At 34.2% G+C, this 9,952-nt stretch carries 8 protein-coding genes; 4 read left to right on the forward strand and 4 right to left on the reverse strand.

Features of this window, described 5'->3' with window-relative positions:
- Positions 1 to 15 precede the first annotated feature (15 nt).
- On the forward strand, positions 16 to 2,130 hold the full coding sequence (locus MKD52_RS03145; RefSeq protein WP_242099210.1) for a carbon starvation CstA family protein: 2,115 nt from the start codon (positions 16 to 18) through the stop codon (positions 2,128 to 2,130).
- A gap of 215 nt (positions 2,131 to 2,345) precedes the next feature.
- On the opposite strand, the gene MKD52_RS03150 is transcribed toward MKD52_RS03145, so the two are convergent.
- Entirely contained in the window at positions 2,346 to 2,603 is a 258-nt protein-coding gene (locus MKD52_RS03150; protein WP_112057474.1) for a helix-turn-helix transcriptional regulator, read from the reverse strand.
- A gap of 98 nt (positions 2,604 to 2,701) precedes the next feature.
- Here MKD52_RS03150 and MKD52_RS03155 point away from each other — a divergent pair, with 98 nt between their 5' ends.
- Complete coding sequence (locus tag MKD52_RS03155; RefSeq protein ID WP_242099211.1) at positions 2,702 to 2,935, forward strand: hypothetical protein; 234 nt, start codon at positions 2,702 to 2,704, stop codon at positions 2,933 to 2,935.
- A gap of 37 nt (positions 2,936 to 2,972) precedes the next feature.
- Here the strand turns inward: MKD52_RS03155 and MKD52_RS03160 are convergent, their stop codons facing one another.
- The 3 genes from MKD52_RS03160 to MKD52_RS03170 form a co-directional block, all read right to left on the reverse strand.
- A complete protein-coding gene (locus tag MKD52_RS03160; RefSeq protein ID WP_242099212.1) occupies positions 2,973 to 4,901 on the reverse strand; it encodes a motility associated factor glycosyltransferase family protein in 1,929 nt (642 codons plus the stop codon).
- Between the two features lie 54 nt (positions 4,902 to 4,955).
- Positions 4,956 to 6,539, reverse strand: a complete 1,584-nt coding sequence (locus MKD52_RS03165) for a flagellin B (protein ID WP_242099213.1) — start codon at positions 6,537 to 6,539, stop codon at positions 4,956 to 4,958.
- A gap of 71 nt (positions 6,540 to 6,610) precedes the next feature.
- Positions 6,611 to 7,276, reverse strand: a complete 666-nt coding sequence (locus MKD52_RS03170) for a class I SAM-dependent methyltransferase (protein WP_242099214.1) — start codon at positions 7,274 to 7,276, stop codon at positions 6,611 to 6,613.
- 223 nt (positions 7,277 to 7,499) lie between these two features.
- On the opposite strand from MKD52_RS03170, the gene MKD52_RS03175 reads away from it, so the two are divergent.
- Entirely contained in the window at positions 7,500 to 9,548 is a 2,049-nt protein-coding gene (locus MKD52_RS03175; RefSeq protein WP_242099215.1) for a hypothetical protein, read from the forward strand.
- A gap of 6 nt (positions 9,549 to 9,554) precedes the next feature.
- Positions 9,555 to 9,952 (forward strand): class I SAM-dependent methyltransferase (locus tag MKD52_RS03180; RefSeq protein WP_242099216.1); only part of this gene is annotated, 398 nt, incomplete at its 3' end.

A 9,952-nucleotide genomic window follows, 5' to 3' on the forward strand; every position in this document is an offset into this window, starting at 1 on the left:
TTTAAAGGATGATTAATGAATAAGCTTTTAGGTTTATTACTTTGGGCTGTCGTTGCATTTATTGGTGCATGGGGCTTTGGAGTTTTGGCATTACATAGAGGTGAGCAAATCTCAGCTGTATGGATTGTTGTAGCGGCTGTTTGTATTTATGCTATTGGATATCGGTTTTATTCCAAGTATATTGCCACAAAGGTGCTTGGACTTGATGATAATCGTGCAACACCTGCTTTAAGTATGAATGATGGTAGAGATTTTGTTCCAACAAATAAAATCGTTCTTTTTGGTCATCATTTTGCCGCAATTGCTGGGGCAGGTCCACTTGTAGGTCCAATTCTTGCTGCACAAATGGGTTATTTACCTGGTATGATTTGGATTGTTGTTGGAGTTGTTTTAGCAGGGGCTGTGCATGACTTTACCGTGCTATTTATCTCTACACGCAGAAATGGTAAAAGTTTAGGAGAGATGATTAAACTAGAGCTTGGTAAGGGCGTAGGAAGTATTGCGATGATAGGGATTTTAGGTATTATGATGCTAATTATTGCAATTTTGGCTCTTGTTGTAGTTAATGCGTTAGCAGAATCTCCTTGGGGGCTTTTTACAATTGCAATGACAATTCCTATTGCCATTTATATGGGGCTACATATGCGATTTTTGCGTCCTGGTAAGATTGGTGAAGCAAGTATTATAGGGTTTATTTTATTGATTTTGGCATTGTATTATGGAAGTGTAGTGGCAGAAAATGAATTCTTAGCTTCTGTTTTTACTTTAAGTCCTGTTACATTAACTTATATAATGATTGCGTATGGTTTTGTTGCTGCAATTTTGCCTGTTTGGTTTTTGCTTGCACCTAGAGATTATTTGAGTACATTTTTAAAAATTGGTGTTATTGTGCTTATGGGACTTGGAATCTTAATTGTAAGACCAGATGTGCAATTTCCTAGTATTACAAAATTTATTGATGGAAGTGGTCCTGTTTTTAGCGGTCAGTTTTTCCCTTTCTTGTTTATCACCATCGCTTGTGGAGCCATTAGTGGATTTCATGCATTGATTTCAAGTGGGACTACACCAAAAATGCTTGAAAAAGAATCTCATGCTAGAATGGTTGGATATGGTTCTATGATTATGGAATCAGCAGTTGCTATCATGGCTTTGATTGCAGCTTGTATTTTAACTCCAGGTTTATATTTTGCTATCAATGTTGCTCCTGCAGGACTTGGAACAACTGGGATTTCAGATGTGGCGCAAGCTGCAAGTGTAGCGGCACAAACAATTAGTAATTTTGGATTTGTTATCACGCCTCAAGAAATCTTGGGAATGGCTGAGAGTATTGGAGAAAATAGTGTGTTGAGCCGCACAGGTGGGGCACCTACTTTTGCAATTGGATTAGCAATGATTGTTTCTGAAATACCTTTGTTTAATCAGGGTTCTATTGCGTTTTGGTATCATTTTGCTATTTTGTTTGAAGCACTTTTTATTCTTACTGCTGTTGATGCAGGGACTAGAGCAGGAAGATTTATGGTGCAAGATATTTTAGGAAATGTTTATAAGCCAATAGGAAATATTCATTCGATATTTTGGGGGGTTGTTGCAACTTTAATTTGTGTTGTAGCTTGGGGTTATATTCTTTATCAAGGCGTAACAGATCCGCAAGGTGGAATCAAATCGCTTTGGACGCTTTTTGGAGTCTCTAATCAAATGTTAGCAGGTATGGCGCTTTTGCTTGTAATTGCTGTTTTATTCAAAATGGGTCGAGGCAAACAAGCTTGGGTTGCTATTATTCCTGCGGTTTGGGTTTTGGTTTCAACTCTTTATGCAGGCATCTTAAAGTTGCTTCCTGCTAATGGTGAGAAGATTCATGATTCAGTTAGCCACATTGCGCTTTGGCAAATCAATAGTGCAAAAGCCGCAAGTGAGACTAATATAGAATTGGCAGAAAAATTTGCCACCATTGCTACCAATAATCTAATTAATGCAGGGTTATGTGCATTCTTTATGATAGTAACTTGTTTGGTGCTATTGCAAACAATTCGCATTTGTTGGAAATGTAGTAGGGGAGAAAATGATATTCCACTTGCCGAATCACCTTACCTTAATGCTAGCGATTATGAAGGTAAAGTGGTAGCACACTAAATAAAATAGGCTTTTTGAGCCTATTTTAAAATTTTCTACTTTTGGACTCTTAGATAAATTCTTAGAATTTAAATTATTATTTTTTCGTCTTTAATTAAAATTTTGATTATATTATGGATTTGGGTTTATTTTTTCGAGATTTTGGTTGCATTTGCTTGAAGTAATGAATGATAGAAGCTAAAATAAAGCTTGATTTAAATTGGCAGCATATAAAACTATGTGTATTTAAAAAAGCTGCAAATGTCTACATCTAATGCTTTTGATATTTTGTATAGATGCTCTAAATTAAAATGTTTTCCATAACGACAACTTTCGCAATTTGAATAGAAAGCGATAGATTTAATGCCTATTTCAAGTGCCAAATCTAGCTGTGAAATTCCTTTTTTCTGTCGCACATTTCTCACAATCTTAGAGATGTTTTGATAAAAATTTAGAATTTCTTCTTCTGTTGTATTACCAAAATGATTATTCATTGTGATTTATCCCATAGGATTAATTTATACTTAAAATTTACAATGTTATAATCCTAAATTCTATATCCTATAGGATAAATTATAAAAAGGTTGAAAAAATGAAAAAAATATTTATCGTAGCACTATTTGCTCTGTTTGCTAATTTTTGCTTTGCGGCTGATGATGAACTTACTAATGATATTACAAAGAAGGCAATAGATATAGGTTTTGGAGCGATTAGTGGGTTTTTATCGGGAAAAAGTGGAGATGAAATCGCAGAAGAGGCTAAAGAAAAAACAATTAAAGCTACCAAAGAAACAGCTAATAAAAAGCTTGATGAGGCAACAAAGTAGTAATCACTCCCATTAGATTGGGAGTGATTATTTGTGGTTATTGATTGTATTTAGCAGGGAGTTTCATCCATTGTTTTGTTGCTCGTTTAGCGACTTCTAAGGTTGCATCCATTCCTCCTGCTAATGAAAAAAGCCAAAATTTATGCGCATAAAGCCAATCAATCTGTTTGACTTGTTTTTCAATAAGTGTTTTTACAGGACGCACAGCTATTTTTGCAAATTCTAATTCTTGATGCACGATATAAGATTGCACAGCATCAGAAAAAACTTTAATAAAAATATCTTCCTGAAAGAAAAGCTTAATATCATCAATTTCTTCAAGAATCTTATCCATTTTTTTGAAATTGATTTTTTCTAATTTGTTTTCTTTGTTTAAGCGCTCTAGCTCTTCTGTCATTTTGACAACTTTTAGAAAAGTTTTTTCTACCATCTTTTTCTTTTTATAACCATAATCCAAAAAATCTTTTACTTTAGATTGAATATGTTTTTGGTTTGCTTTAATTTGCTCTTTGCTAGGAGGGGTGAGTTTGATTGCCTTCTTTTTTGTTTTGGAAAGTGATTGTAGGGCTTCTAGGAATGGAATCTCTTTTGTCCCAGCAATTCTTGCACCGCCTTCTGTTGAATTGATTACTTCCATTTCATAGGGCGTTTCAGCAATGTCTTTTTCAAAGAAATTTAAAAACATTTTCCACACTGAAGTGGTTTCTACAACTCCATCTCCACCATAAGCAGGCACCATAAGCTTCTCTGTTATATTTTCTTTTTGCTTGTATTGAGATTCTATTTCTCCAAAAATCGCATCTTTGGAGTGGGTTTTTCCATCTTTAGAAAATGCAAGATCTTGACCAATAAAAATACATCGTTTAAAGCGTGAATGCGCAATAATTTCATATGCCATATTAGCAGCACTCATTCCAATCCCAGCATAACCATAATCTTGTAAATCAAAGAAACGAGTATAACCAAATGGGCGCATACTAAAAGACTTGATGCCTTGTGTAATCGCGTTAGTTGTGGCTTTATGCACAATGCTTGTAAGGGCAAAAATAACGCCTTTTTGCGCTTCTTTTGGTGTTTTGATGAAAAAATCTGCAGTGGGTTCTACGCGCTCTAGTGTTGCAACAATATCGGGTTTTATTCCATGTTTGGTAAGAATTGGGAAAGATGCATCAACAGAGATAATTGTAATATAGGGTGCATATTCTTTTAATAGTGGAATTTGCTTGTGCAAAGAAGGTCCCGTGGAGACAATCACGGCTGTGTCTGTTGTTTTTGCATTAGAAATTAATTCTTTAAAACTTGGGGTGGTGATAAGCTCTGGAAGGTTTAAAAGATGATGTTCTAGACCGATTAAAGCATCTGTTGAATCATTGCCAACTGCAATAACATGATGCTCCAAACTTCTTGTTAGAATTGCATTTAAATCAAGGCATTCCTCTGTGTATTTACCATAATAATTATTATAAATATGAAGATTGTAGATTCTAGAATAAATCCATTGACCTTCTTTAACAAGGTATTGATCAAGTTGTCCAAAACTAATTGTTTTAGTCCAAAAAATTAAAATTTTTTCTTCTAGAATTTCTTGTTCGAAATCTACAAAATTTAGCGCAATATAAATGAGTTCTAATTCAGGTTCAAAAATAAAGAGTTTTTTTAGATCGGGATTGCTAGAAAGGTATTTATAAAAAATTCCATTTCCCATTCCAAAAAAATAAAAAAAAGGATAAAGCCTATAAGGTTCAAATTCTTTAATTTTTTGAGTGATTTCTGCTAAGGGTTCTTTGGAGAAAAGTGCCACTTTGTTTTCTTTGTCGTAAATATTAATATTTAGCGGATCGTTTCCGATATACACTTCATATTTTTTATTGGGTTCTAGAATTTTAAGTTGTGCAGCTAAAAGTGGATTTTTTTGATAGAGCACCTTGAGATTTTTCTCAAGTCTTGGGTTAAGAGCATCTGACATAGGATTCCTTGAAGTGTGGATTTAAAAAGTCTAAAGCCAAAAAGGCTAAAGAACTTATTGTAAAAGTTTAAGAATATTTTGCTGAACCTGGTTGGCTTGTGCCATTGCAAAACTTCCTGATTGTGCAAGAATGTTGGTTTTAGAGAAGTTTGCAGATTCTTCAGCAAAGTCTGTATCGCGGATTTGTGATTCAGCGGATTTTACATTCACTTGCGTTACAGTAATGTTATTGATAGTCGAGACAAGTTGTTGTTGCACAGAACCAAGGTCAGCACGGATTTTGTCCAAATGTTCTTGTGCGGATTGTGCCATATCCATAACCGCCATAGCACCTTCTAAACTTGTTACTCCAGCCCCAATTCCATTAGCATTAACAACAGCAATAGCCGTATTGGCATTAGCCCCGATAGCAGAAGCAACATTGGCATCAAATTCACCATTAACACTTCTTAGATTCACAGTGTATTGTGCGATTCCTGATCCATTTTGTATGTTGGTCGCACCAGAGTGTAAGCCAACTTGAGAGAAATTTGTTCCAGATACCAAAATATCTCTTGCATTAAGGCGAATAAGAGTCAAGCGTCCTACAATAGCGTGTGTTGCGCCTGAAACTCCAGCAAAAGAACCACCTTGGAGTGGCGTTGTCCCATCAGCTTCAGCTCCATTAAGAACAGCAGCACCGCTTGTTACTTGGACAGAAATCGCTCGTCCATCTGTGCTTGTAAGTTGTAATGCTCCTGAAATACTTAAAGAAGCTTGCACTCCTGTTCTTTCTTTTTGGGCATTAATAGCATTAATAAGTCTTCCATCATAATCATTTTTTTGGACATCATTCACATCTCCAATGGCAATACCATTAATGACTAATCCCCTAATGGTTCCTGAAGCAATCGCTCCAGCCCCTTGCCCCATTACATTATAAGTTGCCCTCACACCTAAAGTATCGGAGTTTTTGTTGATGGCTTCTGCTAACGCACCAATTCCTGTTCCTGCTGAAGTGGAGATTTTTACTGATTCAATAGCGTAGTTATTGGTTCCATCTGTATTTAAAAATTTTAAAGTTACTTCATTAAGATTGCTTGATCCTGCACTTACGGACATCTCAGCTCCTGTTTCGTAGCGAACATGTCCTATTTTATGAGAGTTAGTTGGTTGGATAGAAGCCTTAACGGTGGTATTGGAATAAGCACCAATTTGGAATTCTTTATTGGTAAAGGACCCTGAAAGCATTTGCTGACCATTAAAGCTTGTTGTATTAGCGATATTATCAAGCTCTTCCATAAGTCTTAAAATATCACTTTGTAGTGCGTTTCTTGTTGTGGTAGTTTGACCATCTTGTGCGGCTTGAGTAGCTTTTGTTTTGATTGTGTCTAAGATTTTGATTTGTTCATCCATTGCTTTATCGGCTGTTTGAATAATACCAATAGCATCATTAGCGTTTCTTGTAGCTTGACCCAATGCGGCAGCTTGAGAGCGGAGGCTATCGGCAATCGCCATTCCTGAAGCATCATCGGCGGCTTTATTGATTCTTAAACCAGAGCTTAATTTTTCTAGTGATTCTGACATGTTTCTGTTATTTACAAGACCAGAAGTGTGTGCGTTTAGCGCATTAACATTTGTGTATATCCTATAACTCATTATGCATCCTTTGCGAAAAATAAATTCGTAAAATCTAAAGCAATATATGTTCCACTTTTTGAAATTTACAGTTATTTTTCTAAAACTAGCGCAAAATAAGTGCTTTCATGATGATCTATAAGGTTGGTATGGATGGATTTTTCTCCCCATTTTAAAGTGAAAGGAGTTTGTTGGAGTATTTGTTTGATATTATCTTGTGTTGAAGAAAAAAATATAGGTTTAAAGACAGATTTGTCTTTTGTGGTGTAGCTAATCGTAGTATTTGATTTTCCAAGAAGTGTTAAAAAACAATATTTTTTTGTAACACGCGCAAGTTCATTTAGGGAATGAATAGCCATTTCAATAGGCATACAATTGAGCACTCCACAACTAACTGAAAAATCAAAAAATTCTTTTTCAAAAGGTAGTCTAATATTGTTTAATACTTGAAAATTTGCAGACAATTTTAGGTATTTTGCTAAAGATTCTGCTTGGTTTATGGCGGTTTGTGAAATATCTATCCCGTAGGCTTGTATTCCAAATTCAGAGAGCAGTAGAGTTTGCCTGCCATTGCCACAGCCAAAATCTAAAGCCCTTAAGGTTTGGTTGGTAGAGTTGGTATAAATTGGCATAAATTGTCCAAGGGAAATCTGTTTTTTAATAAAACGATTTAAGAATTTTACGAGTTCATTATGGGGATAAAAAACAGAATTTTCTCCATTTGCGTATGATTCATTCCATTGATCTGATGTATGCATTATAGTCCTTTTTAGCTAGATAATTTAATTATATGAAATTGTTTCTAAAAAGTATTAGTGTTTATAAAAAAAAATGCACTTTTAAAGTTTTTAAAAAAATGGTTAAGCTCAATAAATATTGTAAAATACAATATTTATTGGTAATTTAATTTTTGTAAAAAGTTAAAGTTATGATAAAATTTGCCGATTATAAGGGAAATTAATTTTACAATGAAAGAAATTTATGGAAATTCAAACACAAGAGATTCTAAATAGGCTTAAAGAAGTCAAAACAAAAGAAAATATTAATGAATGTATGTTGCTAATCCGCGCTTTTGGGCAGGAGTGGCAGAAGCAATTAGAAGATTCTTATAGAGAAGAGATTATCGCTTTATTAAAAGAAAAGATTCTAGAAATTATTGTTTCTAAGGGGGATATTTTAGATAAGTCTATTTTATGGGCTTATGGGCTTTTTGAAGGTAGAAAATCATCTAAAAAAGATGAGAGATTTATGAAGTATTTTGATTTTTGCTCCCCTTATGTGGAAGATAGCAATGCTTCTTATTATGAAAGGCTATTGTTTATTGAGTTTGCGAGTGCGACTTTGTTGCTTAGTGGGGACAAAGAAGGAGCGGTGAAGTTTTTTTTCTCCAAAGTGATTTATTTGAGTTTGAGAGAAAACTATATGGTAGAGTTAGACCCTTTTACAAGGGAGTTTTTGTATTATTATGAGATACCAGTGGAATGGATTTTGGAGATTCAAAGAGAGGCTTTGAAATGGGATAATTTCTCTAAGCTTGATGATTTTACTAAAAAAACAATATTTTTGTGGAATATGCATTGTTTTTGGAATGTGAAGCATTATTTTAATCATCTAAAATGGAGGGAGAATTTTCCTGTTTGGCTTGATTGTTTAAAAGGATTGCTAGAACAAGGTAATCTTGATATGGCGATGTATGTGAATTTTTATATTTATCATAAGTTTGGAAATTCTGCGCAAACTCAAGAGGATTGGCAAGAATATAATGATAAGGTAGTAAAACTTGTAGAGCCTTATTTTGTAGAATATGGTAAAATGCTTCCAGAGTGCAAAGATAAGATTGAAGCAACTGATGGGCGCAAGATTAAAATAGGACTTTTAGAAGAAAGAATTGTGGAAAATTCTCCTTATAAGGTAGAATACTCACTTTGTAAGGCATTAATGCAAAATGCAGAGTTTAAAGAAAAATATGAAATCATTATATACTCTATGGCATATATTCAAAAAAGTGAAGATGATATTAATGCCATGAAAAGTTTTGTTGAGATTGGATGCTCTGTTATTAGCCCTACATATAGAATAACGCAAGAATATGGTTATTATGTTTCGCATTTGAAAAAGGCATTGGCAATTAGAGATTCTATCTTAAATGAAGGGATTGACATTTTAATAAGCACAAGCTATATAGATATTAGTAATTTTTTGTTTGCGACAAGAAGTGCGCCTAAGCAAATCTTTTGGAGTCATGGGAATGGTCGGTATGATATTGTGGGGATTGATGAAAGGATAAGTCATTTTTCTCCACCTGACACACCTTTTATTTTTAGGAGCTTTTCAGTGCCTATGGATATTGAGAGATTCTACAATCCACCAAGAGATCCAAAGCTCATAGAAGCAGAGAAGGCAAAATATCCTATCACAAAAGACACGGTAGTTTTGGGCGTGATAGGTAGGCTTGTCAAAGTGGATAGCGATGAGTATTTAGAGTGCATTGCAAAGGTTATGAAAAAACACCTTAATACGATTTTTATTGCTGCTGGAAGTGGGAATATGCCAGTGATTAGAGATAAAGTTGAAAAGCTTGGAATTTCGGATCGATTTTTTATGCCTGGATTTGTGGATCCACATATTTATGGACATATTATTGATATTTTTTGTGATACTTTTCCTATGGAGCAGGGAGAGAGTGTAGCAGAATTTATGGCAAAAGGGAATGGAAAAAAGCAGGTTAGTTTGATAGATAAACAAAAGTATGAGAAAGCTTTTTTGGATATTTTTAATGAATACAAGCAGGTTATTATTCAGCAATATGGTAGTGGCAAGGCAGAAGAAATCAAAAAGGCTATTATAGATCATTGGCAAATATATTATACTTTTAGTGTAGAAGAGTATAAGCAGTATTTATTAAGAGTAATTAGTGGTGATAGAGAGATTGAAAAAATGTTAGAAAAAGTTGAACAAACTATTGAAATTCTGCTAGAGATTAGAAAGCAGAAGGGGCTAGAGAATTTTATGAACATAATGCAAGGATAGTGAATGTTGGAGAAAGGTTTTAAGGAGATAATAGATTTTGCACTCAACCAAAGTAATGTTGATTGTAAAGAAAAAATATTAGATTTTGGGTGTGGGAATGGACGTTTTGTTGAAGAAATGAGAATGCGTAATTTAAGTACTTATGGTTGTGATATTACTCCTAAGAATCGCGGAGAATTATTTCTTATAAGGCAAGGTTTGAATTCTAAAGAAAGCTCTAAATATATCAGATATTACCAAGATTCAGAGCAAATACCATTTGAGAATAGTTTTTTTAATTTTATTTTTTCTTATCAAGTTTTTGAGCATATTAGAGATTTAGATTTTAGTGCAAAAGAAATAAACAGAGTATTAGTGGGGGGGGGGGTATTTTTTTTTTTATTTGCCGGGTGTTTTGCGTTTGG

Origin of the sequence: Helicobacter sp. CaF467b (assembly GCF_022664765.1) — a bacterium.
GTDB lineage: Bacteria > Campylobacterota > Campylobacteria > Campylobacterales > Helicobacteraceae > Helicobacter_D > Helicobacter_D colisuis.

Coding starts and splice junctions, on each gene's coding strand:
- MKD52_RS03145 (WP_242099210.1), top strand. CDS start 16: ATGAATAAGCTTTTAGGTTTATTACTTTGGGCTGTCGTTGCATTTATT.
- MKD52_RS03165 (WP_242099213.1), bottom strand. CDS start 6,539: ATGAGTTATAGGATATACACAAATGTTAATGCGCTAAACGCACACACT.
- MKD52_RS03175 (WP_242099215.1), top strand. CDS start 7,500: ATGGAAATTCAAACACAAGAGATTCTAAATAGGCTTAAAGAAGTCAAA.
- MKD52_RS03160 (WP_242099212.1), bottom strand. CDS start 4,901: ATGTCAGATGCTCTTAACCCAAGACTTGAGAAAAATCTCAAGGTGCTC.
- MKD52_RS03170 (WP_242099214.1), bottom strand. CDS start 7,276: ATGCATACATCAGATCAATGGAATGAATCATACGCAAATGGAGAAAAT.
- MKD52_RS03155 (WP_242099211.1), top strand. CDS start 2,702: ATGAAAAAAATATTTATCGTAGCACTATTTGCTCTGTTTGCTAATTTT.
- MKD52_RS03150 (WP_112057474.1), bottom strand. CDS start 2,603: ATGAATAATCATTTTGGTAATACAACAGAAGAAGAAATTCTAAATTTT.